The organism is Pseudomonas sp. Y39-6 (assembly GCF_023651955.1).
GTDB classification, from domain to species: Bacteria; Pseudomonadota; Gammaproteobacteria; order Pseudomonadales; family Pseudomonadaceae; genus Aquipseudomonas; species Aquipseudomonas veronii.
The window spans coordinates 1,252,765-1,278,436 of the sequence record NZ_CP069594.1; the positions used below are offsets into that span (position 1 = coordinate 1,252,765).

24 protein-coding genes are annotated in these 25,672 nt (G+C 61.5%); 14 read left to right on the forward strand and 10 right to left on the reverse strand.

Going from position 1 to position 25,672, the window contains the following annotated elements:
• Nucleotides 1–2: 2 nt before the first annotated feature.
• The 7 genes from JN756_RS05680 to JN756_RS05710 form a co-directional block, all read right to left on the reverse strand.
• On the reverse strand, nucleotides 3–1,127 hold the full coding sequence (locus JN756_RS05680; protein ID WP_126587579.1) for a DUF1120 domain-containing protein: 1,125 nt from the start codon (nucleotides 1,125–1,127) through the stop codon (nucleotides 3–5).
• Nucleotides 1,128–1,137: 10 nt separating this feature from the next.
• Nucleotides 1,138–3,576 (reverse strand): fimbria/pilus outer membrane usher protein, encoded by a 2,439-nt coding sequence (locus JN756_RS05685; protein ID WP_046384614.1) that lies wholly within the window; start codon nucleotides 3,574–3,576, stop codon nucleotides 1,138–1,140.
• A 124-nt stretch (nucleotides 3,577–3,700) separates the two neighbouring features.
• Nucleotides 3,701–4,423: a fimbria/pilus chaperone family protein gene (locus JN756_RS05690; RefSeq protein ID WP_201021914.1), complete on the reverse strand. Its 723-nt coding sequence runs from the start codon at nucleotides 4,421–4,423 to the stop codon at nucleotides 3,701–3,703.
• Between the two features lie 79 nt (nucleotides 4,424–4,502).
• Complete coding sequence (locus JN756_RS05695; protein WP_017848661.1) at nucleotides 4,503–5,129, reverse strand: DUF1120 domain-containing protein; 627 nt, start codon at nucleotides 5,127–5,129, stop codon at nucleotides 4,503–4,505.
• 56 nt (nucleotides 5,130–5,185) lie between these two features.
• Nucleotides 5,186–5,812 (reverse strand): DUF1120 domain-containing protein, encoded by a 627-nt coding sequence (locus JN756_RS05700; protein ID WP_046384612.1) that lies wholly within the window; start codon nucleotides 5,810–5,812, stop codon nucleotides 5,186–5,188.
• Between the two features lie 64 nt (nucleotides 5,813–5,876).
• The gene (locus JN756_RS05705; RefSeq protein ID WP_046384611.1) at nucleotides 5,877–6,497 is read right to left on the reverse strand and encodes a DUF1120 domain-containing protein; all 621 of its coding nucleotides are present in this window, start codon (nucleotides 6,495–6,497) and stop codon (nucleotides 5,877–5,879) included.
• A gap of 44 nt (nucleotides 6,498–6,541) precedes the next feature.
• Nucleotides 6,542–7,171, reverse strand: a complete 630-nt coding sequence (locus JN756_RS05710) for a DUF1120 domain-containing protein (RefSeq protein ID WP_017848664.1) — start codon at nucleotides 7,169–7,171, stop codon at nucleotides 6,542–6,544.
• A gap of 414 nt (nucleotides 7,172–7,585) precedes the next feature.
• On the opposite strand from JN756_RS05710, the gene JN756_RS05715 reads away from it, so the two are divergent.
• The 8 genes from JN756_RS05715 (at nucleotide 7,586) to dacB (ending at nucleotide 16,105) form a co-directional block, all read left to right on the forward strand.
• The gene (locus tag JN756_RS05715) at nucleotides 7,586–8,413 is read left to right on the forward strand and encodes a response regulator (protein ID WP_186351966.1); all 828 of its coding nucleotides are present in this window, start codon (nucleotides 7,586–7,588) and stop codon (nucleotides 8,411–8,413) included.
• A gap of 181 nt (nucleotides 8,414–8,594) precedes the next feature.
• Nucleotides 8,595–9,230: a response regulator gene (locus JN756_RS05720; RefSeq protein ID WP_026140231.1), complete on the forward strand. Its 636-nt coding sequence runs from the start codon at nucleotides 8,595–8,597 to the stop codon at nucleotides 9,228–9,230.
• A 227-nt stretch (nucleotides 9,231–9,457) separates the two neighbouring features.
• On the forward strand, nucleotides 9,458–10,096 hold the full coding sequence (locus tag JN756_RS05725; RefSeq protein WP_046384610.1) for a DUF1120 domain-containing protein: 639 nt from the start codon (nucleotides 9,458–9,460) through the stop codon (nucleotides 10,094–10,096).
• A gap of 100 nt (nucleotides 10,097–10,196) precedes the next feature.
• Nucleotides 10,197–10,667 carry a nuclear transport factor 2 family protein gene (locus JN756_RS05730; RefSeq protein WP_046385353.1) on the forward strand — a complete coding sequence of 157 codons (471 nt, stop codon included), beginning with the start codon at nucleotides 10,197–10,199 and terminating at the stop codon, nucleotides 10,665–10,667.
• Nucleotides 10,668–10,703: 36 nt separating this feature from the next.
• Nucleotides 10,704–10,979, forward strand: coding sequence for a GIY-YIG nuclease family protein (locus tag JN756_RS05735; RefSeq protein ID WP_026140234.1), 276 nt, complete (start codon nucleotides 10,704–10,706; stop codon nucleotides 10,977–10,979).
• Nucleotides 10,980–11,055: 76 nt separating this feature from the next.
• Nucleotides 11,056–11,991: a glutathione S-transferase family protein gene (locus JN756_RS05740; protein ID WP_017848670.1), complete on the forward strand. Its 936-nt coding sequence runs from the start codon at nucleotides 11,056–11,058 to the stop codon at nucleotides 11,989–11,991.
• A 111-nt stretch (nucleotides 11,992–12,102) separates the two neighbouring features.
• Nucleotides 12,103–14,517: a TonB-dependent siderophore receptor gene (locus tag JN756_RS05745; protein ID WP_201021915.1), complete on the forward strand. Its 2,415-nt coding sequence runs from the start codon at nucleotides 12,103–12,105 to the stop codon at nucleotides 14,515–14,517.
• Between the two features lie 130 nt (nucleotides 14,518–14,647).
• The gene (gene dacB, locus JN756_RS05750) at nucleotides 14,648–16,105 is read left to right on the forward strand and encodes a D-alanyl-D-alanine carboxypeptidase/D-alanyl-D-alanine endopeptidase (protein ID WP_057004349.1); all 1,458 of its coding nucleotides are present in this window, start codon (nucleotides 14,648–14,650) and stop codon (nucleotides 16,103–16,105) included.
• A 1-nt stretch (nucleotide 16,106) separates the two neighbouring features.
• On the opposite strand, the gene JN756_RS05755 is transcribed toward dacB, so the two are convergent.
• Nucleotides 16,107–16,886 (reverse strand): IclR family transcriptional regulator, encoded by a 780-nt coding sequence (locus JN756_RS05755; RefSeq protein WP_134939528.1) that lies wholly within the window; start codon nucleotides 16,884–16,886, stop codon nucleotides 16,107–16,109.
• A gap of 119 nt (nucleotides 16,887–17,005) precedes the next feature.
• Here JN756_RS05755 and hmgA point away from each other — a divergent pair, with 119 nt between their 5' ends.
• From hmgA to maiA, 3 genes are read left to right on the forward strand one after another with little or no spacing between them, the layout of a single operon-like run.
• Nucleotides 17,006–18,289, forward strand: a complete 1,284-nt coding sequence (gene hmgA / locus JN756_RS05760) for a homogentisate 1,2-dioxygenase (protein ID WP_017848674.1) — start codon at nucleotides 17,006–17,008, stop codon at nucleotides 18,287–18,289.
• Nucleotides 18,290–18,292: 3 nt separating this feature from the next.
• Nucleotides 18,293–19,579: a fumarylacetoacetase gene (gene fahA / locus JN756_RS05765; protein WP_201021916.1), complete on the forward strand. Its 1,287-nt coding sequence runs from the start codon at nucleotides 18,293–18,295 to the stop codon at nucleotides 19,577–19,579.
• 11 nt (nucleotides 19,580–19,590) lie between these two features.
• Nucleotides 19,591–20,226, forward strand: coding sequence for a maleylacetoacetate isomerase (gene maiA / locus JN756_RS05770; RefSeq protein ID WP_201021917.1), 636 nt, complete (start codon nucleotides 19,591–19,593; stop codon nucleotides 20,224–20,226).
• A gap of 15 nt (nucleotides 20,227–20,241) precedes the next feature.
• Here maiA and JN756_RS05775 read toward each other — a convergent pair whose 3' ends face one another.
• Complete coding sequence (locus tag JN756_RS05775) at nucleotides 20,242–21,045, reverse strand: SirB1 family protein (RefSeq protein ID WP_046488617.1); 804 nt, start codon at nucleotides 21,043–21,045, stop codon at nucleotides 20,242–20,244.
• 185 nt (nucleotides 21,046–21,230) lie between these two features.
• On the opposite strand from JN756_RS05775, the gene JN756_RS05780 reads away from it, so the two are divergent.
• Nucleotides 21,231–22,250, forward strand: a complete 1,020-nt coding sequence (locus JN756_RS05780) for a Leu/Phe/Val dehydrogenase (protein WP_017848678.1) — start codon at nucleotides 21,231–21,233, stop codon at nucleotides 22,248–22,250.
• 55 nt (nucleotides 22,251–22,305) lie between these two features.
• On the opposite strand, the gene JN756_RS05785 is transcribed toward JN756_RS05780, so the two are convergent.
• Nucleotides 22,306–22,515: a YebG family protein gene (locus tag JN756_RS05785; protein WP_017734297.1), complete on the reverse strand. Its 210-nt coding sequence runs from the start codon at nucleotides 22,513–22,515 to the stop codon at nucleotides 22,306–22,308.
• A 439-nt stretch (nucleotides 22,516–22,954) separates the two neighbouring features.
• Between JN756_RS05785 and JN756_RS05790 the strand changes: the two genes are divergently transcribed.
• A complete protein-coding gene (locus JN756_RS05790; protein ID WP_069553525.1) occupies nucleotides 22,955–24,193 on the forward strand; it encodes a site-specific integrase in 1,239 nt (412 codons plus the stop codon).
• Nucleotides 24,194–24,196: 3 nt separating this feature from the next.
• Nucleotides 24,197–25,669, forward strand: coding sequence for a site-specific integrase (locus tag JN756_RS05795; RefSeq protein ID WP_080761392.1), 1,473 nt, complete (start codon nucleotides 24,197–24,199; stop codon nucleotides 25,667–25,669).
• The last annotated feature ends 3 nt before the right edge of the window (nucleotides 25,670–25,672 follow it).

The following is a 25,672-nucleotide window of genomic DNA, read 5'->3' on the forward strand; positions in this document are numbered from 1 at the left end:
GCTTAGAAGTAGGTGATTTCCAGGGTCGCCGAACCGTCGAGCCGCACTTCGCTGCGCAGGTCCAGGCTGTCGAGCGGCGCGATGAAGGCTTTCAGGCTGAGTAATGCGCTGAGGTTTTGCAGGGCATTCGGGCCTTCGGTGCTGCCGGCCGTGGCGGTAAACCCGAGGAGGCTGCGCGCGCCCAAGGGGATCGCGCTGGCGCTGGCGCTGCTCCAGGCGGCGCCGCCTGTGGTCGAGTCGGTGCGATACAGCTGGGGCAGGTTGTCGGCGCTGGCCTGGGCGGGGTCGACCAGCAGGTAATAACGGCCGACTTTCTGCCCGCGTGCATCCAGGCCCAGGCCGTAGGCGGTTTCATCGATGCCGCCGGTGGCTGAGCCGGCGCGGTTGTCGTGCATGACCAGGGCAAACGGAGTCGGGCCGTCACAGCTGACCGTGAGGCTCAGCGCGCGGGCGGGCAGGGCGGTGTCTTTGTCGCGGTGCAAGTCGCTGACCGACAACTTGTCGAAGTCCACCGTGCCGTTGTTGGCCAGGGTGGGCGTGCAGGCCGTCGGTGCGAAGCGCGCTTGCAGCTGCAATTCCCGTGAACGCCCGGAGGTGAGCGCGTCCACCTGCGCCGAGGCTTCCCAGGTTTCGGCATCGCGCACGCGGATCGCTTCGTCCCGCGCCCACGCACTCACCTGCAGTTGCGCGGCAAAACTGCGCCCGGTGGCGGGCTGGCCGTCGTGCAGCGGGACGATGCCGTGGTCGGCGCGCCAGGCCAGGCTCGTGCCGATTTGCGCGGGCGCCTGGCCTGGGCCGGCGAGCAAGCCGAGTTGCACCGCGTGGCCATCGAGCACCGCGTCATGCACTTGCACGCGGTAACTGCCGCCGTCGCCCAAGCGCAAGCGCTCGGTGCCGGCAGCCAGGGCGCGGTAGAACAGGCTCATGTCAGCCGGTTGCGGGCAGTTCAAGGTCAAGGACAGGCGCCGTTCGCCGAGCAGGTGTTCCGCTGCCGGTGCTGACGCGACGGCGCGGTTCATCAGGCCAAAATCCAGGCGCGATTCGCTCAGGTCCAGGCGGCAGTCGTCCTCGGCCAGGGCCGTGCCGGCGAACAGCAGCAGGGCTGCCAGGCTGTGTTGAAGCTTCATATTGGGGTCCTCAAGGTCGCTGGCAGCGGGCCGGTGCGGTTTCGAAATACACGTGGGGGTCGGCCTTGGCCGGCAGTTCAAAGCGCAAGTGGCAGCGCGGCTGGTCAGGGGCCTTGATCCATAGCGGGCGGGTGTCGAGCACGTCGGGCAAGAACACTTGGTTGCCTTCCTGGACCAGGGTGATGAACTCGCCGTCCTCCGTGGTCACGGTCGAGCCGCGTGGCATCGGGGTGTCCAGGGTCAACAGCGCACGCCGGGTGAGCGACACGCCGAACTCGATGCGGTCCACCGCGCCGCGGCCTGCCGATACCACCGCAAGCCCGTTGTGGATGTCGGCATTGCGCGGCAGCGAACGGGTGTGGACTTCCAGCGGGCTGCGCCCATAAGCGCTGAGCTGAGGCGCCACGGCCTGGCCTTGCCAGTCGGTCCACACCGGGCCGCTGGGGGTGTTGACCTTGATCCCGGGCATGTCGCCCACCGCCAGCACGGCAAAGGTGTCGCGCACCGGGTAGGGCGAGAACGTCAACCCGTCGGCGTGCAGCACCATCCCGCCGCGTGCGCCGCCCTGGTAGCTGGAGCGTTCGGCGTCAGCGCGCGTGTAGTTGAAGTCCAACTGGCTGTAGAACGGCAGGGCCGACACGCCCAGGGACGATTCGACTTCGCGGTCGCGGGTGTCATGTTCGACGCCGACGCGATACGCCAAGTGGTCGTTGATCTGCTCGTTGAGCCCCATCCCGGTGCGGTGCTCGCCGCCGGAATTGCGCACCCAGGCGCGGCCACGACGGCTTTCGCCGAGGGGCAGGCTGACCGTCAGGTACAGGCTGTCGTCGTTGTAACGACGCCCGCCCATGTGCCATTCGGCGGTGGTGGAAATCGACATACCGGCGACCTGCGTACCCCAGGAGGCGAGGGCGCGGCTGCTGCTGTCGCCCTGGAACGAGGACGAACGGGAAACCCCCGCGCTGAAGGCGCCCAGCCATGGGTGCGACCACGAGCTGGTGGCGCTCTGCTGGTCGCGGTAACGCGCGCGTTGCTGCTCGCGGGTGTCGGCGATGTAGGTCGATTCGGTGAGGTCGCGGTAGCCCTGGGTGCGCCAGGAATTGGCTGCCGTGAAGGCCCAGCGCTCACTGAGTTTGTGCGACCACGACAGGTCAGTCTGCACCCCGCGTTCCTGGGTGCGCCGCGAGGCTTCGGAGGCGACCACGGCCACTTGCACCTGACTGTCCGGCAGCGGCAACAGGCCCAGGCTCAGGCCCGCCGAGCGATAATCCGCGGCCGCCAACAGCCCGCTGCCGAAGCTGAGCTGCGGATGCGGCGCGGCGCTCCAGCCGGCGCTCAGCACCCAGGGTTCGGCGCCCGGGCCGTCGCCGATATTGCGCACCCGCCCGGCCGCCACCGAGTAGCCGGGCGCGGGCAGCCCCAGGCCGAGCATGGCGGCGGGCACGGTAAAGCGCCGTTCCTCGCCGGTGCTTTCCTTGACGGTGACTTCGACGTCGGAGCGCCCGTTGAGGCGCGGTACATTGCTCAAGCTGAACGGGCCGGCGGGCACCACTGTGGAGTGAATCAACGCGCCGTTCTGGCGCACTTCCACCTGCGCCGGGCCGTTGGCGATGCCGTTGATGGTCGCGCCCTGGTTCTGATCCTGCAGGGCCTGTTCGGTGAGCACCTGCACGCCGGTGATTGGCGCACCCGCGAGCACCGGGTTGTAGAGGTTGATCTGCCCGGCCTGCAACACCGCCTGGTGGCTGGCGAAGGTGCGCTGGGCGTAGGCGTCCAGATGGGTGGTGCTTGAGCGGCTGTCCTGCCAGGTCTGTACCTGGCGGCTGCGCACGATCCAGTCGCCGGCATTGAAGCCGACCTCGGTATTGGCCGAGCCAAAGCGGCTGGAATCGTTGCGGTAATGGTTGTACAGGCCGGTCACGTCGTAGTTGAGCAGCGCCGCGAAACCGCCGGTCTGATAGCCGGAAATGTCCTGGGTGAGCGGGCGCAGCGCCTGGGTGGGCACCACCAGGTTCAGGCTCAGGTTGGCTGGGTCGTGCTCGACCACGGTCTGTGGGTATTGCTCGAGAAAGGCATAACAACTGCTTTCTTCTGCCGGGCCCGAAGACGGTGTCACCAACTGCGCGGCGTCCAGCAGCGGCGGGTCGAAGCATGTGGCGCCGTGCTGATCCACGCTGACATCGACGCGCCCGCGCCGCTGGCCGTTGACCGTCAGGTTGAGCGCATGGCGCCCCTGGGTAAAACGCGGGGTCTGCATCAGCAGGCTGGCGAGTTCGGGATCGATGCCGCGCTGGAGCAGGGTCTGTGGATCAAACGAACCTGTCGACGACTGCTCTGCCCATGCCAGGTTCGTCAGCAACCCCTGACTGAGCGTCAGCACCAGTAATGCCAGGCGCGGTGAAACGCCGGGCACGGCTTTGCCGTCACGGTAATGGATGACTGTGTTCACACAAATGCACTCGGATGATGGAAGTACCCGGCGTGATTCCCTATCGCGTCAGGTCTTCCCGGTGGCCTTCAGTGGGTGGCCACTTCGTGATAGTGGCGCCGTCGTGTCCCTGGGCGCCGTTGCATCACAGGCTTATGGGCGCGTCGTGGGGCGCGACCGCAAAGCCATACACCGTGGCCGGTTGCAGGCGCACGCTGGTGGCGCCGGCGCCGGCGCCGCTGGCGGTGACGGTCAGCGTTTCACCGGGCAGCACATAGGTGCGCGGCAGCATCGCCGAAGCATTGCCGGGCAGCAGTTGCAGCTCCTGGGCCAGGCGCACCACATACGGGGACGGGTTGTGGACGCTGAGCTGGTCGGCTTTCAAGGTCCATTGCAGGCCCAGCCACGGCGTGCGATTCGGCGCCAGCCCCTTGGGATGAATGATCACCGGCAGGTTCTGCCGCACGGTCACGCCCACTTGCGCGCGCCCGAGCTGGGCCGGGTCGCGCTGGGCGGGCATGCCCTCGAAAATCACCCGTTTGAGGCGCTGGGTTTGCAGCGGCGCCTGGGTTTGCAGGATGAAGCGCACCAACTGGCTCTTGGACGCCTCGACGCGGGTCAGGGGTGGAGTCACGAACAGCAGCGTGTCGCTGTCCTCGGGGATGTTTTCGAGGGTGACGTGCAGCAAGGCCATTTTGGTGTCGGTGTTGGTGACCGAGACCGTGGCCTCGCCATCGGCCTCGTTGACGATCACCACCGAGGTGTCCGGGACCATGCCGTCGGCACGCGCGACGGTTGCACCGAGTACGGCCAGTGCCACGTAGCAGAGACGCGGCAGCCAGCGCCAAACGGAAAAAAACGAGTTCATAACAGGGCTCTTCTATACAGGGCGCTTCAAATGGGCCGACATGCGCGCGGTGGGTGACCGGGGCGCCGACGGCACGGTGTCAGAGGTAACGCAGGTCCAGCGTGATCGAGCCATCGAGGGGCACCTCTTCGTGGAGCGTCAAGGTGTTGGCCGGGCTGATCGAGGTGTCGACCCGCAGGGACGCCACCAATTGCCGGATCGGCGCGGGCAGCGTATCGCCGGCCCGGGCAAAGCCCATCAACAGACGCGGGTACATGTTAGGTTCGGGTTTCCAGCTAGCCCCCTGGTCGGATGAGGTCAGGGTTTGCATCGGCTGCGAATCGCCTACCGGGCCGCGCAACGACAGGCTGACCGACCCGAGGCGTTCGTCGGGGGCATGGGGGTTCATGCCCAGCCCATAAAAATAATCCGGCGCCAGCGATGACTCACGCTTGTTGTCGATGCCCACCAGGGCGAACAACACCAGGCCTTCGCAACTGATGCTCAAGCCCATCTGCTGGTTCGGCAGCACGGTGAACTCACTCGGATGCAACGTCGTCGCCAGGATCTTGTCGTGGTCGACAAGGCCGTTGTCCGACAGCGATACGCTGCACGCGCTGGGGGTGATTCGCCCGTTGACGTCCAACTCCACGCTCGAGAGCGCGAAGGCCAAGGGCGCCGCCGCCAACAGAAGGGTGAGGGCCGGCAAGCGAGTAAGCAGGTTCATGGCTTGAGTTACCTGGTGTTGAACGGGTGGTACGGGCATCGGGCAAGGCGGTGGCGTTACAGGTAGAGGACTTCGACCGTGACCGAACCGTCGATCACCGTGTCTTCGGTAATCGTCAGGCCCTGGGCCGGCAGGATGAATGGCTTGACCGAGAGCGCCACCTGCGTGTTCTGGGCCGGCACAGGCACCCGCGCCGCGCCGATCTCTTGGATCGAGATCAATTGATTGGTTTGCCAGCCCATGTCTGGCCGCATAGAGTTCCAGGTGGTGCCGTTGTCCGACGACCGGATCATCCCGACGGGCGTGTTATCGGCGACGCCCTGGTCGAGGAACATGAGGTAGCCGCCAATACGCTGACCGGCACTGGTCTTACCGATGCCATATTCGATGATGCTGTTTGCCGAGTCGGTGCGGTTGTCGGTGGCCGTCAGGGCAAACAGGGTCGAGGCTTCGCAGTCGATGCCCATTTGCAGGGTGACCGGGGTGAGTTGGGTCCGGGTGTCCAGGTTAAGGTCCTTGACCGAGACTCGGCCGACGTCGATGGTCTCGGCCGACAGGCTCGGCATGCACGCCGAGGGCACAATCAGGCCCTTGACGGTCAGGTCAACGGTGGAGGCGGCGAGCACCGGGAAAGCGCAGCCGATCAGTACGCCGGTAACGCTGGTACGCAGTAGCTTTTTCATGACGGGTGAAGCTCCAGGGATGGATAGGAATACAGGGGGTCCAGGGGGACAGGGGGTTACGCTGTTACAGGTACTTCATCTCAAGGGTCGCGTGCCCGTCGACGAGGACTTCGTCGGTGAGGGTCAGGCCATCGGCACGGGCAATTCGGGTGTAGAGCACAATGTCTGCTTCGAAGATCGTCACGGCCATTGGCTGAGTAGGGTTGTCCATTGCGGCAATCGCGAGCAGGTTGAGGTGGCCCAACTGCGTACCGGGGGTCCACGTGGTGCCGCCATCCAGCGACACGATGGTTCGCACGGCCATGGTGTCCGCCATGGGGTTGCTCAAACTCAGCGAAACGCTGCCCAGTTTCTCGTCGTTGGGGGTCGTGCCCAGGCCGTGGTGGTTGGGGATCACCGATGTGCCGTGGCGGTTGTCGATGGTGGTCATGGCGAAGAGCGTCGAGCCTTCGCACCGCACGTTCAGGTGCAGGGTGTTGCGCGGCAGCAACGTGTCTCGGTCTTGGTTGAGGTCGCGCACGGTCACCTTTCCGTGGTCGATGGTGCCGCCTTCAGCCAAGCCCGGCGTGCAGGCTTTGGGCGTAATTACGCCGCTCACGCTCAGCTCGGCCTGGCTGCTGGCTAAAGCGCTGGGCACGTTCGCCAGCAGCAGACTCGCCAACAATGCGGGGAAATATTTATCCATGAAATGAACAACCTCTCTGGGCAATGCCCTGCGTGGATGATGAGTTACAGGTACTTGACCTCGATCGTGGCGGAGCCGTCGATCAGCACTTCGTTGCTCAAGTCCAGGCTGTTGGCGGCGGCGATCTGGGTGTCGATCACCAGCTCGCTGATCACGTTCTTGATCGGGATCGGCTTGGGATCCTGACCGTTCGACCTGTCGCCAAACGCCGCCATGTACGGGTTTTGCCAAACCACATCGTCAATGGCTTGCCAGCTCACGCCATCCAATGACTCGATGGGCTCGACGGCGACGTTGTCGGCCACCGGATTTCTCAGGGAGAGCCAGAACGTGCCGATTTTCTGCAGGTTGTTGATCAGGCCCAGGCCGTAGCCGAAGCCGTAGATTGACGACCCGGCGCGGTTGTCGGTGGTGCGCAACGCAAACAGGGTTGCGGCCTCGCAGTCCACATTGAGTTGCAGCCTGGCGGTGGGCAGGCTGGTCGGGCTGTCGAGGTTGAGGTCTTTTACCGAGACCTTACCGTGATCCACCACACCACTGGCGGACAACGTCGGTGTACAGGCGCTTGGGGTAATCACGCCTTTGACGGTCAATTCCACGGTACTGGCGGCGAAGGTCATACCGCTGCCGACAAGGGCGATGACGGCGGTGAATGCGGCTAAGGGCTTTTTCATGTGATCGAGCTTCCGATGCAAAACTGATTGCCGAGGGGCAAAGGGGGACCCGTCGGTAACTAGGTGGCGACCGCCTGGAGTGGCCGGTCGCGTCCCGCTCTGGGGATGCCGGGCAATCTATCGGGGGGAGGGCGTCGGGCAAATACAACAAATACGACAATGGGCGGATGTCGCACACGCCCAATCGACTTGTCGGAACTCGTTTTTTTGTGTGTAGGAAATATAAGGGTTTCGTAGTTGTTGTATCGCGCAGGCGGCCTAATTCAAATAGCGTTCCGGCCGATACATCTTCACAGCACATTCGAACAGCCAGGCGTGTTGCGTGCCGTACCCGGTACCTATGTCGGCGGATGTTCTGTCGGCCATTGAGGTTGCCGATCCCCGCGCCGTGCGCTTATTGAATTTGAGGTAGTCATGTCATCAGGCCCTATCCCAGGCGACCGAGCAGGGGATGACCTGGCCGCACAGCCGGCGTCAACCCGGCATTGGCGTGAGCTCAAGGTGTTGTTGGTAGACGATCATCCCGCGTATTGCCTGCTGATGGGCGCGATGCTGGAGCGGTTGGGGCTGGCATTTGCAGTGTGCGCGCACGGCCAGGCTGCCCTGGCGATTCTGGACGTCAGCCGCGCCGACCTGATTTTCAGCGACTGCCAAATGCCGGTGATGGATGGCTATGCCATGACCCGCGAGCTGCGCCGCCGCGAACTGCGCGACGGCACGGAGCGCGTGCCGGTCATCGCGTTCACCGGCAAGCTGGGCGCGCGCGAAATCCAGCAGTGCCAGGCTGCGGGCATGGATGCCTGGCTGGCCAAACCGGTGACCTTTCAACAACTGCGCCAAGTCCTCGGCGACTGGCTGCCCGGCCCGCGTATCAGCGAGACCGCGCAGCCGGTCACGGCGGTGGAGGGGCGCTGGCCGAGTCGTGGCCGGCTGGGGCAACTGTTCGGCTGCAGCGAGGCGCTGCCCGGCATTCTGGCGAGCCTGGTGTATGAGGCCGAGCTCGATCTGCATGCACTGGCCCAGGCCACCGACGGCCTGCAAGCGCAGGCCACGGTCGAGCATTTGCACCGCTTGATCGGCAGCGTGGCGTTCTTCGGCGCCACACCGCTGGAAATGCGCGGTCATCAGTTGATCGAGGCGATCAACCGCGACGGCGTGGCCATGCACCTTCAGCGCTTGCTCGCCTTGCGCAGCGACTTGATGGGGTATCTGAAATATTTGTCGCTATTAGGAAAAGGATGACAGCTAAGACCGATGGCTTCTGTAGGTCTTCAGAGTGGGCAATTTCCTTTTTTTCTGTGGGGTAAAATTCTGCTCCCAGGGATTGCTGGGCTATCTGCCATTACGGCGTTTGGGGGCGGTTGTTGCCGATCCGATCCGGGAGTATTTTGCGCGGATTCAAGTTGCCATCATGGTAGTGCTCATGCTTCGCGTAATTATTGCTGACGATCATCCCATCGTGCGTATCGGGCAGAAAGTGGTGATAGAAGCCAATGGCCGGTGCAAAGTTGTCGCCGAGGCCGACGGCCCGGATCAGTTGCTGGCGCTGGTGGACAGCACCCCGTGCGATATCCTGGTGACGGACTTCGCCATGCCGGGTAACCAGCAAGCCGACGGCTATGGCTTGCTCGGCCTGATGCGGCGCCGGCACCCGGACTTGCCGGTGATTCTGGTGACCATGTTTGCCAACGTCGCCACGTTGCGCGAATCGTTTGCCCAGGGCGCGCGGGCGATCCTGGCCAAAAGCGCGTCGGCCCGCGAACTGCCCCTGGCGATTGCCGCCGTCAGTGAAGGGCGCACCTTCGTCAGCGAGTGTCTGCGCGCACAACTGGCGGAGGCCGGGACGGGCAATCAGCAAGCCGTGCCGCAGTTGTCCGGCAAAGAGCGCGAAGTGGTGCGGATGCTCGCCAGCGGCATGACCGTCAGCCAGATCGCGGCGCGGGTCAACCGCAGCATCTCGACCATCAGCAAGCAGAAAAGCACCGCGATGACCCGGCTGTGCATCTCCACCGATGTGGATTTGTTCGCTTATGCGCGTGCGGCGGGCATGGTGCCGTAGAAAATTGCAGTTTCATGACGGTGCTAGAGTGAGTCAGGCAGTGGCTGAGTATCGTATTACTTGTATTAAGTTTGAATGAGTTATCCCTTAACTTGTGATGGCTGTCCTGGCATTGTTTGGTCGGGGCATACACTTCATTCTAATAGTTTTGTCTTGCTGGCGAGTTAAAGTAAGCGCGTCTGTGCGCTTGCCTGGCTCATCAAGTAATGACCGAAAGTGAGCCTGTTATGCAACCGTCCCGTGTACTTGTTGCCGCCGCGTTTTTACTGGCCGGTGTTTCTAATGTAATGGCCGCATCCAGTGTGGATATCAGCGTGGTCGGTACTATCATTCCGTCGGCCTGTACGCCAACTTTATCTGATGCCGGTACGGTGGATTATGGGAAGATCTCGATCAACGATTTTCCTAGACTGGGGGAGATGGTACTGCCAGCGGCGACGATAAACTTGGAGGTTACTTGTGACGCGCCGACTTTGATGGCAGTCAGGAGTCTGGACAATCGAGCCGGAACTGCGGCTGTTCAATCACCGTCACATGACCCGCTCACCGTGTATGGTTTGGGCTTGGCAAGTGGTGGGCAAAAGATCGGCAGGTACGAACTTAAGATGAACGATGTGACAGCCGACGAACAACCGAGAGTCGTGATTGAGTCCATCGATAAAGAGACGTGGTTTGCTGCCGATAACGCAACGTGGCAACCACGTTGGCTGCGCACCGTGAGTAACGGTAATATAATTCCCGTGGCAGTGACGACCCTTAAGACAGACCTGATGTTGAGTACAGTCCTCGCGCCCAAAGACTCTCTGCCGGGTGAGGAAGAAATCCAGATAGACGGCAGCGCCACTTTGGACGTTATCTACCTTTAACCCCGCCAGGCATCACTTATTCTCGTGACGAATAACCATGGCTTTCCCGTGTTACGAGGATTATCGTTCAGCACCCCTGACCATCGTGCGAATGTTGCCCATGAGTGATGCCCACAACGTCCTGATCACCGAGTTCTATACGGCCTTCCAACATCTGGATGCCGAAGCCATGGCCGCCTGCTACACCGACGACGTGGTGTTCAGCGACCCGGCGTTCGGCGAGCTGCGCGGGCGCGATGCCGGGGATATGTGGCGCATGCTCACCACGCGGGCCAAGGACTTTTCCCTGACCTTCGACCACGTGCGCAGTGACGACAGTACTGGCAGCGCCCATTGGGTGGCGACGTACCTGTTCAGCGCGACCGGCAACACGGTGGTCAACGACATCGGCGCACGCTTCGTGTTTCGCGACGGCAAGATCTGCGAACACCACGACCACTTCGACCTGTGGCGCTGGTCGCGCCAGGCCCTGGGCCTCAAGGGGCTGCTGCTGGGCTGGTCGCCCGCGCTGAAAAACGCCGTGCGCGCCCAGGCGCTCAAAGGCCTGAGGGCATTTCAGGCCAGTCGTTGATAAGATTGGCGCTCTTCTGGCAGGCCGAATCGACCCGTGACTGATCTTCCTGAACCCAAGCCCTGGTTCGTGTACCTGGTGCGTGCCGCCAACGGCTCGCTGTATTGCGGCATCAGCAATGACCCGCTGCGCCGGTTTGCCTCCCATCAAAGCGGCAAGGGCGCGCGGTTTTTCCTCTCCAGCCCCGCCGTCGCGCTGGTGTACACCGAGCAGTGTGCAAGCAAGGGCGAGGCGCTGCGCCAGGAACGCTTGATCAAGAAATTGAAGAAGAGCGCCAAGGAATGCCTGGCGGCGAGTGGCTCATTGACCTGATTGATGGGGGCCTATTTCACCCACGCGTGATTTTGCAGGCTAAGCTGAATGCTCATTTAATTGAGCGGAGCCTGGCATGTCTGAGTTGATCCTGCACCACTACCCGCAATCCCCTTTCGCGGAAAAAGCCCGCCTGCTCCTGGGCTTCAAGGGCTTGTCCTGGCGCTCGGTGCTGATCTCGCCGGTGATGCCCAAGCCTGACCTGATCGCCCTCACCGGCGGCTATCGCAAGACTCCGGTGCTGCAGATCGGCGCCGACATCTACTGTGACACAGCACTGATCGCGCACCGCCTGGAACAGGAAAAAGCCGGGCCGGCGCTGTTTCCCCAAGGCCTGGAACTGGTCGCCCAGGGGTTCGCCGCCTGGGCCGATTCGGTGGTGTTTGCCCATGCCGTGGCCTTGGTATTCCAGCCCGAATCCCTGGCGGCCAAGTTCGCCAAAGTGCCGCCCGAAATGCTCAAAGTGCTGGTGGCCGATCGTGCCAAGCTGTTCAGCGGCGGCACCGCAGCCCGTCTGCATCTGGAGCAGGCCAAGCATCAATGGCCGGCGATCATCAGCCGCATCGACCAGCAATTGCAGCACCAAGAGGGAGATTTTCTGTTCGGTGAGCCTTCGATTGCCGACTTTGCCCTGGCCCATCCGCTGTGGTTCCTCAAAGGCTCGGTGGTGACCGCGCCGTTGGTTGACGCACATCCCGCCGTTGCCACCTGGCTCGACCGGGTGCTGAGCTTTGGCCATGGCACCGCCACCGAGATGAGCACCGAGCAAGCCCTTGACGTAGCGCGTCACGCCACCCCGGCGGCGTTGCCCGCTGAAGTGTTCGAGGACTTGAATGGCTTCACGGCCGGCCAGCAGGTGAGCATTGCGGCCACCGACTACGGTACCGACCCGGTGCTCGGTGAGTTGTTGTTTGCCGGCCGCGAAGAACTGATCCTGCGCCGTACCGACGAACGCGGCGGCACCGTGCATGTTCACTTCCCGCGCCTGGGTTTTTGCATTCAGGCGCAATAAAACCGGATTATTTTCAACCGGAGGTGAGGTAAACCCGACGCCCATCCGTGTAGTGCTTGAAACTGCGATCTATTCGCATTAACAGCGTTTTCTACACGGGTGCTCACAAGCATGAAATCGACGGCGGGCGGTTGGGTTAAACAGTGGCTGGGAGCCTCGGTCTTGACGGTATCGGGGCTGGCACTGCTGCCCCTGAGTGTGGCGCAGGCGCAGGAACAACAAAGTGCCCAGTTCAACTTTGCCCTGGCGGCCAAGCCGCTGCCCCAGGCGCTCAGTGATTTCAGCCGGGTCACCGGGCTCAGTGTGATCTACACCGACGAAGCCCCCTACGGCCTCAATGCCCCGGCCGTCAGCGGCCCGATGAGCGCGACCCAGGCCCTGCAACGCCTGTTGGGCGGCTCCGGTTTTACCTTCCGCCAGATCGACGCCCGCACCCTGGCCCTGGAGCCGGTGCCCAGCGACGGCGCGCTGAACCTGGGCGCCACCACTATCAGCGCGGTCGCCGAACCCGCCGACAGCACCAGCTACCAGCCGCCACCCACCAGCTCGGTCATGCGTTCCCGTGGCCTGCTGCTGGAGACCCCGCAAACCGTCAACGTAGTGCCCGCCCAAGTGCTGCGTGATCAACAACCGCGCAACCTGGATGACGTCCTGGCCAATATCAGCGGCATCACCCAGGCCAACACCCTCGGCAGCACCCAGGATGCGGTGATGCTGCGCGGCTTTGGCGACAACCGTAACGGTTCGATCATGCAGGACGGCATGCCCGTGGTGCAGGGCCGGGCGCTGAACGCTACGGCCGAACGGGTTGAAGTGCTCAAGGGCCCGTCGTCGCTGCTGTATGGCATCCAGGACCCGGGCGGCGTGGTCAATATCGTCAGCAAAAAGCCGCAGTTGCTGCAGTCCACCTCCTTGACTGTCCGTGGCTCCACCTTCGGCAACGGCAAGAACGGCAGCGGCGGCAACCTCGACACCACGGGGCCCATCGGCGACAGCGGGCTGGCGTATCGCCTGATCGTCGACCATGAGGACGAAGATTACTGGCGCAACTACGGCACTCACCGCGAGAGCCTGATCGCGCCATCCCTGGCCTGGTATGGCGACACCACCCAGGTGGTGTTCGCATACGAACACCGCGAGTTTCTCTCGCCGTTCGACCGGGGCACCGCCATCGACCCCAAGACCAATCACCCGTTGGACATCCCCGCCACCCGGCGCCTGGATGAGCCGTTCAACAACATGGAAGGCCGCTCCGACCTGTATCGCTTGGAGGCCGATCACGACCTGAACGACGATTGGAAGGCGCACGTCGGCTACAGCTGGAACCGCGAAACCTATGACGCCAGCCAGGTGCGCGTCGCCTCGGTGAATGCCGACGGCACTTTGACCCGCAGCATGGACGGTACGCGTGGCGCACTGACCACCGACCGCTTCGCCACGGCCAGCCTGGAAGGCAAGGTCAAGCTGGGCGGCATGCAGCATGACCTGGTGTTCGGCCTCGACGATGAGTACCGCAAGATCTATCGCGCCGAACTGATCCGCCAGGCGCAGCGCAGTGCCTTCAGCTACGTCAATCCGGTGTATGGCAACGATGTGCAAGGCACCACGGTGAGCGCCAAGGACAGCGCGCAGACCGACTTGCTGCGCAGTGACTCACTGTTCTTCCAGGATGCGATTCACCTGACCGACCAGTGGATTCTGGTGGGCGGCGCGCGCTATCAGATGTACGACCAATACGCCGGCAAAGGCGTGCCGTTCAAGGCCAATACCGACGGCAATGGCCAGAAATGGGTGCCGCGTGCCGGCCTGGTGTACCGCTACACCGACGAACTGTCGTTTTACGGCAGCTACACCGAGTCGTTCAAACCCAACTCGACCATTGCCGCGCTGAACGATGGCAGCGTGCTTCAGGGCGACCTGCAGCCGGAGCAATCCAAGGCCTGGGAGCTGGGGACCAAGCTCGACATACCGGGGCGCATCACCGCCAGCGCGGCGCTGTTCGATATCACCAAGCGCAACGTGCTGGTGTCCGTCGGCTCCGGTGTCGACACGGTCTACAGCGTGGCCGGCGAAGTGCGCTCCCGTGGCCTGGAGCTGGACGCCAGCGGCCAGCTCAGCGAGCGCTGGAGCCTGATCGGCAGCTATGCCTATACCGATGCCGAAGTCACCAAAGACCCGGCGCTGCAAGGCAAGCGCCTGCAGAACGTGGCCAAGCACACCGGTTCGTTGTCGGCGGTGTACGACGTCGGCAGCCTGATCGGCGGGGATGATCTGCGCGTCGGTGCTGGCGCGCGTTACGTCGGCCAGCGCGAAGGCGATGCGAATAACAGCTTCAATCTGCCGGGTTATACCGTGGCCGATGTGTTCGCCTCCTACAACACCAAAATCGACGGGCAGAAGGTCAAGTTCCAGCTCAACGTGAAGAACCTGTTCGATCGCACCTACTACACCTCGGCGGCCAGCCGGGTGTTTGTGTCGATGGGGGATGCGCGGCAGGTGTCGGTGTCCAGCACGCTGGAGTTTTGAGCCGGCGGCGAGGGCGGTGGTCGAGCCTGTCAGGGGCGCTTCGCCCCCCAGCGCGAGCACGCTCTCTCGCCACAAACGGCATGAGCTGTTAGCGTTGCCGCCACTGACGGCTTTGCGGAAAACGGTACTGATGCGGTTTGCACGAGGGTTACACACCAGCGCGATGCTGGTCGGCTTGAGCGTTTTATTGGGGGGCTGCGCCAGCGTTGCGCCGACCGCCGGCCCTTCAACCCTGGACCGCCTGTTGGCCGACCCGGCCCTCAATGGCGCCACGGTTTCACTCGTGGTGCGCGACGCCCGCAGCGGCAACACGCTCTATCAACACAACCCGCGCACGCGGCTGGTGCCGGCCTCCAACCTCAAGCTGCTGACCACCGCGGCGGCGATGGACGTGCTGGGCCCGCAGTATCGGTTTTCCACCCAACTGCTGAGCAACGGCGCGCAGCAAGGCGAGCGCCTGAACGGCAACCTGTACCTGCGCGGCCTGGGCGACCCGACCACGCAGTTCGCCGATTACCAGGCACTCGCCGCGCAACTGGCGAGCCAAGGCGTGCGTCAGGTGCAGGGCGACCTGGTGTTCGACGACAGCTGGTTCGATGCGCAGCGCCTCGGCGTGGATTGGGCTCAGGACGATGAAAGCACCTACTACGGCGCGCAGATTTCGGCGCTGACCGTGTCACCCAATTCTGATTTTGATGCGGGCACCTTGATGGTCACCGCCACCGCGCCCATGAGCCCCGGCCAGCCGGTCAGTGTGGCGATCAGCCCGGCCACCGATTACGTGCAACTGAGCAACCGCGCGGTGAGCGGCCCCGGCAACAGCTATGGGATCACGCGCCAGCACGGCACCAACCTGCTGCAACTCACGGGCGCGCTGGCGCCGGGTAAGCACAGTCGGCAATGGGTGAGTGTGTGGGAACCGACGCAACTGGTGGCCAATCTGTTTGAACAGGCATTGGCGCAGCAGGGCATCCAGGTGCTGGGCCGGCGAGTGATCGGGGGCAGCAGTCCGGCGACGGCGCGGCTGCTGGCGGAGCATCAATCGGCCCCGTTGCAGGAACTGATCACGCCGCTGCTCAAACTTTCGAACAACAACATGTCCGAAGCCTTGCTCAAGGCCATGGGCCGCCAGACCACGAACGCCGGAACCGCGCAGGCGGGCGTGGCGGCGGTGGCGGCCTTCATGCGGCGCCAGGGGTTGGACCCGGCGAGCCTGAATCAGGTGGACGGTTCGGGGTTGTCGCGGCGCAATCTGGTGTCGGCGCAGACGCTCACCGACCTGCTGCTGGCGACGTCCAGGCAACCCTGGTTCGACGCGTGGTACAACGCCTTGCCGATTGCCGGCAACCCCGCGCGCATGAGCGGCGGCAGCCTGCGTTATCGCCTGCGCGGCACGCCGGCGCAAGACAACCTGCATGCCAAGACCGGCTCCATGGGCGGCGTGTCGTCATTGAGCGGTTACCTCACCGACGCCCACGGGCGGCGCCTGGTGTTTTCGATGATCAGCAACAACTACCTGAGCGACGCCGCACCGGTCCGCGCTCTGGAGAACCGCCTGGCGGTCGCCCTGACGCAATGGCGCGACTGACTCAGGGCTGGTAGCCCATCCGCCAACTCACCGCCCGGGTCGCCGCCAGCAGGCGCTGCGCCGCCGGGCCGTCTTCATCGGCATGGAACAGCGAGGTGGGGCCGACCACGGTCATCACCGCCGCCACCTGGCCGACCGCGTTGAACACCGGCGCCGACAACGCATCCACACCCGGCATCAGCAGGCCATGCACAAAGTGCAAGCCACGCGCGCGGATCTGTTCGCAGGCGCTGGCGTAGGCCTGGTCGTCCGCCAGGGCGTGGGCGATGCCCGCCCGGATCTCGCGCTCGCGCAATTCGATGGTTTCCCGCGCTGGCAAAAAGGCGCTGAACACCAGTCCGGTGGATGAACTGAGCAGCGGCAACACCGAACCCAACTGCGTCACCACGGTGACCGCGCGCACCGCCGGTTCGATCTGCACCACGGTCGCACCCTGGTTGCCCCACACCGCCAGGAAGCAGGTTTCATTCAACTCGTCGCGCAGCTCGGCCAGGGGCAGGGCGCCGACTTTGAGCACGTCCATGCTGCCCAGTGCGGCGAGGCCCACGCGCAACGCTTCGCGACCCAGGCCGTAATGGTTGGTGGCGCTGTTCTGCTCGGCGAAGCCCGACGCGATCAGGGCCTGGAGATAGCGGTGAACCTTGCTCGCCGGCATCTGCACATGCTCGGCCAGGCGCGACAGCGAGGTGGAGGGCGACAGTTCGGCCAGGGCCTTGAGGATGTCGGTGCCCACTTCGGCCGAGCGGACTTTCTGTTTACCGGTGTCGCGGGGCTTTTCCATGGGGCAACGGGAATCCGAGAGATGAGTGGGCGTCTTTATAGCTTGACGGTCGACAGCGATCAAATTACGTTATGCGTAACTGGATTACGATAAAAACAACTTCCGTCAGAGGATGATCCATGAACCTCGAATACCTCTCGGGCTTCGGCAATGAATTCGCCAGCGAAGCCCTGCCCGGCGCGCTGCCGGTCGGCCAGAACTCCCCGCAAAAAGCGCCTTACGGCCTGTACACCGAACTCTTCTCCGGCACGGCCTTCACCATGGTGCGCAGTGAAGCGCGCCGTACCTGGTTGTATCGCATCCAGCCGTCGGCCCATCATCCGGCGTTCGTCAAACTGGAGCGACAACTGGCTGGTGGGCCGCTGGGCGCGGTGACGCCGAATCGGCTGCGTTGGGACCCGTTGGCGATACCGAGCGAGCCGACCGACTTCATCGATGGCCTGGTCGGCATGGCGGCCAATGCCGGGGCGGAGCAACCGTCGGGCATCAGTATTTACCATTACGGCGCCAACCGTTCGATGCAGCGCGTGTTCTTCAACGCCGATGGCGAGCTGTTGATCGTGCCCGAGCAGGGTCGCTTGCGTATCGCCAGCGAACTCGGGGTGCTGGAGGTCGAGCCGTTGGAAATTGTCGTGCTGCCACGCGGCCTGAAATTCCGCGTCGAACTGCTGGATGCGCAGGCGCGCGGTTATGTCGCCGAAAACCACGGCGCCCCGCTGCGCCTGCCGGACCTCGGCCCGATCGGCAGCAACGGCCTGGCCAACCCGCGTGATTTTCTGACCCCGGTTGCCCACTACGAAGACCGCCAGCAGCCGACGACCCTGGTGCAGAAATTCCTCGGCGAACTGTGGGCCTGCGAACTCGACCATTCGCCCCTCGACGTCGTGGCCTGGCATGGCAACAACGTGCCGTACAAATACGACCTGCGTCGGTTCAATACGATCGGCACGGTGAGTTTCGATCATCCCGACCCGTCGATCTTCACCGTATTGACCTCGCCCACCAGCGTGCATGGCCTGGCCAACCTCGATTTCGTGATCTTCCCGCCGCGCTGGATGGTGGCCGAGAACACCTTCCGGCCGCCGTGGTTCCACCGCAACCTGATGAACGAATACATGGGCCTGATCCAGGGGGCCTACGACGCCAAGGCCGAAGGCTTCCTGCCCGGTGGCGCGTCGTTGCACAGCTGCATGAGCGCCCACGGCCCGGATGGCGAGACCTGCACCAAGGCGATCAATGTCGAGCTGGCCCCGCACAAGATCGATGACACCATGGCGTTCATGTTCGAGACCAGCCAAGTGCTGCGCCCGACGCGCTTCGCCCTGGACTGCCCGCAACTACAATCTGCTTATGATGCGTGCTGGGCCTCGCTGCCCGTCACCTTCGACCCGAACCGGAGATAACCCATGACGCAATCAACGCTCGCCCGCAGTTGGGTCACCAGCGCCAACGGTCATCGTGATTTTCCCCTGCAAAACCTGCCGCTGGGGGTGTTCAGCATCAACGGCGCGGCGCCGCGCAGTGGCGTGGCGATCGGCGACTGCATTCTCGACCTGCTGGCCGCCCGCGATGCGTTTGACGGTGAAGCGCTGCGCGCCGTCGATGCCACTGCCGGCGGGCAGTTGAACGCGTTCTTCGAGCTGGGCCGTGGCCCGCGCGTGGCCATGCGCGAGCGCCTGTTGGCATTGCTCGGGGAGGGCAGCCCGCTGCAAGCACGCGGGGCCGAAGTGCTGCACCGCGCCGCCGATTGCCAGATGCACCTGCCCGCCAAGATCAATGACTACACCGATTTCTACGTTGGCATCGAACACGCGCAGAACGTCGGCAAACTGTTCCGCCCCGACAACCCGCTGCTGCCCAACTACAAGTACGTGCCGATCGGTTATCACGGCCGTGCATCGACCATTCGCCCGTCCGGCACCGAGGTGCGCCGCCCCAAAGGCCAGACCCTGCCGGCCGGCCAGACCGAGCCGAGCTTCGGCCCCTGCGCGCGGCTGGACTACGAGTTGGAGCTGGGCATCTGGATCGGCCAGGGCAATGCCATGGGCGACTCGATTGCCATTGGCGAGGCGGCCGAGCACATTGCCGGTTTCTGCCTGCTCAACGACTGGTCGGCGCGGGATATCCAGGCCTGGGAGTACCAGCCGTTGGGGCCGTTCCTGTCGAAGAGTTTTATCACCAGTATCTCGCCGTGGGTGCTGACGGCCGAAGCGCTGGCGCCGTTCCGCCAGGCACAACCGGCTCGTCCCGCAGGCGATCCGCAGCCGCTGCCGTACCTGCTGGATCAACGCGATCAGGCGGCGGGCGCGTTCAATATCGAGCTGGAGGTGCTGCTGACCACGGCGTCGATGCGTGAACAGAACCTGCCGGCCCAGCGCCTGACCCTGAGCAACACCCAGTACATGTACTGGACCGTGGCGCAAATGGTTGCGCATCACAGCGTCAATGGCTGCCAGTTGCAGGCCGGCGATCTGTTCGGTTCGGGCACCTTGTCCGGGCCGCAGCCGGGGCAGTTCGGCAGCCTGCTGGAGATCACCGAGGGCGGCAAGAAGCCGATTGAACTGGCGTCGGGCGAGGTGCGTAAATTCCTCGAAGACGGTGATGAAATCATCCTGCGCGGCCGTTGCAGCCGTGACGGTTTTGCCTCCATCGGCTTCGGCGAATGCCGTGGCACGGTGGTCGCGGCGCGCTGAGGGGCAGGGCGATGGAGCTTTACACTTACTATCGGTCCACTGCCTCGTACCGGGTACGGATCGCGCTGGCGCTCAAGGGCCTGGATTTCACCGCCGTGCCGGTCAACCTAGTGGCGCCGGCGGGCGGCGCCCATCGCCAGCCGGAGTACCTGGCGATCAACCCACAAGGTCGCGTCCCGGCGCTGCGCACCGATGACGGCGAACTGTTGATCCAGTCGTCGGCGATCGTCGAATACCTGGAGGAATGTTATCCACAGGTGCCGCTGCTGTCCCAGGACCTGGCAGCCCGCGCCCATGCGCGCGCGGTGGCGTCGATCATCGCCTGCGACATTCACCCGCTGCACAACTCCAGCACCCAGAACCTGCTGCGCCAGTGGGGCCGCGATGAAACCCAGGTGCTGGCCTGGATCGGTCATTGGATCAGCCAGGGCTTGGACGCGGTCGAGCAGTTGATTGGCGATCACGGGTTTTGCTTTGGCGAGCAGCCGGGGCTGGCGGATGCGTTTCTGATTCCGCAGCTGTATGCCGCCGAGCGCTTCAAGGTGGCGTTGGCGGGGTATCCGCGTATCGGGCGGGTGGCGGCTTTGGCGGCGCAGCATCCGGCGTTTATCCAGGCGCACCCTGCCAACCAGCCTGATACACCCTAAACGCGCTCGTTGTGTTCAGTGAATCACTGAGTTGGGCGGCAAGTGGCCCAGCCGCTGGGTCAGGCGCAGGCGCTGGATCGGGTCTTCGCTGAGCAGCAGCGCGTGCTCCAGGTCGAAACGCTCGGCGCTTGGGCAGTCCAGGCGTTGATACAGGCTGGCCCGCGCCAGGTAATCGGCGGCGCTGGCATGGCCCAGTTCCAGCACGCGCTCGGCGTCGACCAGGGCGGCCAGCGGGTCGTCATTGGAGAGGTACAACTGGCGCAGGTTGCGCGACAGTCGTTGCAGGATCGAGCGTGGGCTGGCGGTGCGCAGGTGGTCGGCCTGCAGCTTGAGGTCAGGGCCGTATTGGCGTTGCAACAGTTCGCGGCAATCGTTGGGGTACAGGCGTCGGCCGCCGCAAGGGTCGAGCAGGTGATCGGCGCCGGGTACCCGCAGCAGGAAGTGGCCGGGGAAGTTGACGCCGACCATCGGGATATTCAGGCGTTGCGCCAGTTCCATCGCGATCAGCCCCATGGCCAGGGGTTGTCCGCGCTTGCGCTGCAACACCTTGTCCAGCAGCGCGGCGGCGGGGCGCAGCGGGGTGAAGTCATCCTGGGCGAACCCGAGGTCATTCAGGCGTCGCAGCAACGGCTGGCCGAGCTCATCCGCCGGCAACAGGGGCATGCCCAGGCTGACCTGCTGTTGCAGCACGTTGAGCTCCTGCAGGATCAACAGCGGTTGCACCGTTGGGTCATGCTCGGCCGCAATCCACAGCGCAGCTTCAAACAGCGCAGGGGGCGAACGTTCCAGGCAGGCGAAAAAGGCGTGACGGGGGTTCATTGCATTCTCCGGCGGATGCTCCCGTTTTAGCCTTGCTGAGAATTTTCGTCCAGTAGCTTGAGAGATATCCTACTTGCTTATGTCGCAGGCCCCGCAAAACCGGGTGGCTTATTCCCGCGCACTTCGGCAGTTTTCTGCCGCAGGCCTATACTTGGCGACACCAGAAGTGATTCGGGAGCTTGACGATGTTTGCTCTCATGCACAGCACCCGCCTTGAATCGCTGCACCTAAGCATCGACCCGACGACCGGGTTGAAGGCGATCATAGCCATCCACAACAGCCGCCTGGGGCCTGCCCTGGGTGGTTGCCGTTACCTCGCATATCCCGACGACGAAAGCGCGGTGGCCGACGCCGCACGCCTGGCCCAAGGCATGAGCTACAAGGCCGCCCTGGCGGGTTTGCCGGTAGGCGGTGGTTGCGCCGTGATCCTGCGCCCCGCCCATGTGGAAAGCCGCGCAGCCCTGTTTGAAGCCTTCGGGCGATGTGTCGAGCAACTTGATGGCCGCTATATCACCGCCATCGACAGCGGCACCTCGGTGGCCGACATGGATTGCATTGCCCAGCAAACCCGCTTCGTCACCAGCACCACCGCCGCCGGCGACCCCGCGCCCCATGCCGCCATGGGCGTATTCGCCGGCATCCGCACCACCGCGATGGCGCGCCTGGGCAGCGACAATCTCGAAGGCTTGCGCGTGGCGATCCAGGGCCTGGGCAACGTCGGTTACGCCCTCGCCGAACAACTGCATGCCGCCGGCGCCGAACTGCTGGTCAGCGACATCGACCAAGGCAAAGTGCAACTGGCCATGGAGCAACTCGGCGCACACCCGATCGCCAATGACGCCTTGCTCAGCACCCCCTGCGACATCCTCGCGCCCTGCGGCCTCGGCGCCGTGTTCAATCGCAACAGCGTCGGCCAACTGCGTTGCGCCGCCGTGGCCGGTTCCGCCAGTGCGCAACTGACCAACCTGCAAGTCGCCGACCAGTTGGAAGGGCGCGGCATCCTCTACGCCCCGGACTATGTGATCAACTCCGGTGGCCTGATCTACGTCGCCCTCAAACACAGCGGCGCCGAACTGCCGACCATCACCGCGCACCTGTCGAACATCGGCACGCGCCTGACCGAAATCTTCGCCCACGCCCAGGCCGAAAAACGCTCCCCTGCACGGGTCGCCGATGAACTGGCCGAGCGCCTGCTTTACCGCTAGCCCACGCATTAAAAAGGCCCTGAATCATCGATTCAGGGCCTGTTCAATTCGGACTTTATTCCGCCGGCGGGTTCAGCAACTCGGACAGCGCGTCCGGTTGGCTCTTGAACGCCTTGGCAAAGACATCGCGGTTTTTCGCCATGTAGATCCCGGCCTCTTCAACCTGCTGCTCGCTCAACGACGGCACGGCTTTTTGCAACACTTCTGCGAGCAACTCAGCGAGTTCAAGCATCTTGTCATGACGGTCAGCTTCGGCTTTATCCATGATTTATCTGACCTCAAAGTGCCTAGATAGCGGGGGGATGAGAGCTCCGCAGCCCCGCGTCCCGTCAGACCTGCGACGTAAGGTCTTGATTAGTCCAGTCAACTGGTTTACGTTAAAAATGTGCCAATGTAGCACCGTAGGTTGTTAGATAGTTGGCAGACGACGGAGTTATCCGCGGCCCAGCATCTGTACCTTTAAGACATAAACTAATGTCAAGGTGCGGATATATGGGCGGCAAAAATATATTTATACGTTTTTTGTTTGAAATTCTCACCGGTTATCAATTGCTGTCCGTGCTAGTTGATTATAAGTCAACTAGCTGTCTTAAGTTAAGATCAAACTACTCGATTGGGGATGGCTTATTAAAGTCGCTTTGGTCGCAGGCTGATAAAATTCATTCGAAGACAACTTCTGCAACTGATGCTGAAGGAGATGTCTCATGCCTGGACTAACTAGAAGAACTAAATCAGTTAGGACTGTAGGGTTAGAGTACAAGGTTCTTAAGTTTTCACATCAACACGTAGCTAGGTACCAGTTGGTGGCAGTAGAAACGTTTGTACCTTGTCTTAGCGCTAGTCTGTACGAAGTAGCGTATTCAATGGGTAATCGTCGCTATAAGGCGAGTATTCGTACAGTGCTCTACCACGTTGCCTTTTTATTCACATGGGGAAACATAACTGGGCTCGATATCGAGCGCATGCTGCTTGAGGGGAAAGGACTAGATTTTAGATGTGTAAGAAAATTTGCCAATTGGCTTGAGAAGATTATATCGCCGCCGGTTGATGGGACCCAGATAAACAAATATGTTTGTAAGATCTTACAAAGCTGCAGCACTTTCTCAATTTGGTTTGTTGAGAACTATACACCTTTGTTTGCTACCGGTATTGACGTCAATGTTAGCTATATTCGTTTAATTGAAAGCCATAAGAAAGTTTGGTCTAGTGTAATGGTGAGCGGCAGAAAAGAGCTAATCGCGCATGACCTGACGGACGATGAATTGAAAAAAATAGAGGGGTTTTTAGTAGGGCAGCTTTCAAGTGCGAACGTGACTCGCGGCTTGAATCTAAGAAACTACATCATGTGGCGCTTAGTTAGAAGGTTTGGATTAAGGCTAGGCGAGTTGTTAGCATTACGCCTAGTGGATATTGATCTGACTGGTTTATATCCTTTTTTGGAAATTATCCGCATAGAGGATAGAGGGGCAGATTATTCTGATCCGCGAGCTCCCAATAATCCACTTGTTAAAACTTTTGGTAGGCGGCTTTATTTTAGTCCTGGTGATGAGGGGATGATTAGAGCCATTGAGGAGTATGTAGATACATATAGAGTTAAAAGAAAAATAAAAGGAGGGTTTACAGCTTATCTAGACCACGAATTCCTGTTGATCTCTCACGGTAACGCCTCGCTGGGTAATCCACTATCCTGTTCAGCGGCAAATAAAGTCGCTTGCATGATTAGCAATGAGTGTGTCAAAGCTTTTCATTGGCATCTCGTACGCCACGCTGTGTTCAATAGGCTTTACGAAGCTGCAAGTTTGCTAGAGAACAATTCTACGGAAATAGATCACGTAGTTTACATGGGAGGATGGAGTAGTCCTGACTCATTAAAAGGTTATGCTCGGCGCGCGATTCGGGATAAGGCAAGAAGGGAGTTGATGAGGTTAAATTTTGAGGGGTAAGCAATGGGTATTGAAGTCAATGATTCTGGTGAATTTGAAGATGAAGTCGGGCGGCTATATGTAAGATGTAATGCTGATCCGAGTAGTCCATTTTTCATTGATGTGACGACAGATTATGTTGAAGCGGTGTGGAGAAGGGCTAGATATTCTATTGATCTAAGCAGATACCAGCTCCCAGTAGTAATTATTGAGGTGGTCAAAAAGTACCTAGTGCACAAGCTTGAGTCGGTTTGCCCTAGAATCCTGAGCTCAGTGCACGCGGGGATCTCTTGCTTGGAAAGGCACTGGCAACCTTCATGGAAGGACTTTTCAGATATGTCTCTCGGGAAATTGTTGAGCGTTATGACATCATCCCATGCGGAGGCGACCGAGTTTCGAAGGTTCTACATTTACGCTGCTTTTCAGGGGTTGGCAGGTGCGGACGAGATTCATGCATTGGAGTTAGAGGCTATAAGGCTTAAAAAGCCTCACCCAACTTTAAGGATACTGGAATGGCACGAGACGCGCGGGGCGCTAACAAGCTCCGAAATTGAAGTGGTTCGAAAAGCAATGATCATTTCTGCAGAGGGGGAATCCACGGCGGATTTCACCTCAAGGCTGTTTACTTGGATCTCGTTCGAAACATTAAAGAGACCTATCCAGTTGCATGAAATGTTCCGTGATGCATTGTGGGTACCCGATTCGATGGCAGAAGGGGGCCAATATTTCCTTAGAATGCCTAAGGCAAAATATCAAACAGGACAGGCGTCAGAGCTTTGGCCCATAACTACTCAACTTGCTAATGCCATTCTCGAGTACTCCTCATCTCCTAAGGTTAAGGCGTTACAGGAAAGGACTGGGAGGTTGTTAGTGAGTTCAAGGGAGGGAGAATCATCAAATTTTGGACGGGCGATAACTGGCTGGTGTAGCAGATTAAAGCTGATCAGTCCGCGTACGAATAGGCCTCTAATCTTGACACCCTATAGAATCCGACATAGCGGAGCTACACAGATGGCCGCCCAAGGCGCGTCTAGGGACGAGATACAATATGTACTTGAGCATGACTCCGTGCATGCAGCTGATGCTTACATTGACTGTTTGGCTTCTGAGTTTTGCCCGTTGTTGGAGCGAGCAAACAGAAAATTAGGTGGGATATTCTCAGAGTTAAATGGTTTATTTTTCGCCGGTCAGCTTGGGCATAAGAGTTCGGGGATGCCTATATTGATACCGGTCGTAAATCAGCCAGCTATAGTAGGGGAATGTGGCAAGTCCGGATCTTGTGGGCATCATCCATTTTTTAATTGTTACAATGGTTGTAGGTATTTCATTGCCTGGCGCAACGCAGACCATAAAAAATCTTTAGATTACCTAGAGTCTGAATTAGAAAGATGGGGTAGAGCTGAGGGTGGAAAGGAAAGGAGTAAGATACTGAAAGAGCTGGAGCGCGTATACCAAGCGGTTAACGATGTTATGGCTAGGATCAATAGTGGGGAATGACGA

Bases quoted from the DNA above. Each gene is read 5' to 3' on its own strand.
- JN756_RS05680 (WP_126587579.1), bottom strand. From the start codon at position 1,127: ATGAAGCTTCAACACAGCCTGGCAGCCCTGCTGCTGTTCGCCGGCACG.
- JN756_RS05785 (WP_017734297.1), bottom strand. From the start codon at position 22,515: ATGGATAAAGCCGAAGCTGACCGTCATGACAAGATGCTTGAACTCGCT.
- JN756_RS05700 (WP_046384612.1), bottom strand. From the start codon at position 5,812: ATGAAAAAGCTACTGCGTACCAGCGTTACCGGCGTACTGATCGGCTGC.
- JN756_RS05775 (WP_046488617.1), bottom strand. From the start codon at position 21,045: ATGAACCCCCGTCACGCCTTTTTCGCCTGCCTGGAACGTTCGCCCCCT.
- JN756_RS05795 (WP_080761392.1), top strand. From the start codon at position 24,197: ATGGGTATTGAAGTCAATGATTCTGGTGAATTTGAAGATGAAGTCGGG.
- JN756_RS05745 (WP_201021915.1), top strand. From the start codon at position 12,103: ATGAAATCGACGGCGGGCGGTTGGGTTAAACAGTGGCTGGGAGCCTCG.
- JN756_RS05725 (WP_046384610.1), top strand. From the start codon at position 9,458: ATGCAACCGTCCCGTGTACTTGTTGCCGCCGCGTTTTTACTGGCCGGT.
- maiA (WP_201021917.1), top strand. From the start codon at position 19,591: ATGGAGCTTTACACTTACTATCGGTCCACTGCCTCGTACCGGGTACGG.
- dacB (WP_057004349.1), top strand. From the start codon at position 14,648: ATGCGGTTTGCACGAGGGTTACACACCAGCGCGATGCTGGTCGGCTTG.
- JN756_RS05730 (WP_046385353.1), top strand. From the start codon at position 10,197: ATGAGTGATGCCCACAACGTCCTGATCACCGAGTTCTATACGGCCTTC.
- fahA (WP_201021916.1), top strand. From the start codon at position 18,293: ATGACGCAATCAACGCTCGCCCGCAGTTGGGTCACCAGCGCCAACGGT.
- JN756_RS05780 (WP_017848678.1), top strand. From the start codon at position 21,231: ATGTTTGCTCTCATGCACAGCACCCGCCTTGAATCGCTGCACCTAAGC.
- JN756_RS05695 (WP_017848661.1), bottom strand. From the start codon at position 5,129: ATGAACCTGCTTACTCGCTTGCCGGCCCTCACCCTTCTGTTGGCGGCG.
- hmgA (WP_017848674.1), top strand. From the start codon at position 17,006: ATGAACCTCGAATACCTCTCGGGCTTCGGCAATGAATTCGCCAGCGAA.
- JN756_RS05720 (WP_026140231.1), top strand. From the start codon at position 8,595: ATGCTTCGCGTAATTATTGCTGACGATCATCCCATCGTGCGTATCGGG.
- JN756_RS05790 (WP_069553525.1), top strand. From the start codon at position 22,955: ATGCCTGGACTAACTAGAAGAACTAAATCAGTTAGGACTGTAGGGTTA.
- JN756_RS05690 (WP_201021914.1), bottom strand. From the start codon at position 4,423: ATGAACTCGTTTTTTTCCGTTTGGCGCTGGCTGCCGCGTCTCTGCTAC.
- JN756_RS05710 (WP_017848664.1), bottom strand. From the start codon at position 7,171: ATGAAAAAGCCCTTAGCCGCATTCACCGCCGTCATCGCCCTTGTCGGC.
- JN756_RS05705 (WP_046384611.1), bottom strand. From the start codon at position 6,497: ATGGATAAATATTTCCCCGCATTGTTGGCGAGTCTGCTGCTGGCGAAC.
- JN756_RS05755 (WP_134939528.1), bottom strand. From the start codon at position 16,886: ATGGAAAAGCCCCGCGACACCGGTAAACAGAAAGTCCGCTCGGCCGAA.
- JN756_RS05715 (WP_186351966.1), top strand. From the start codon at position 7,586: ATGTCATCAGGCCCTATCCCAGGCGACCGAGCAGGGGATGACCTGGCC.
- JN756_RS05740 (WP_017848670.1), top strand. From the start codon at position 11,056: ATGTCTGAGTTGATCCTGCACCACTACCCGCAATCCCCTTTCGCGGAA.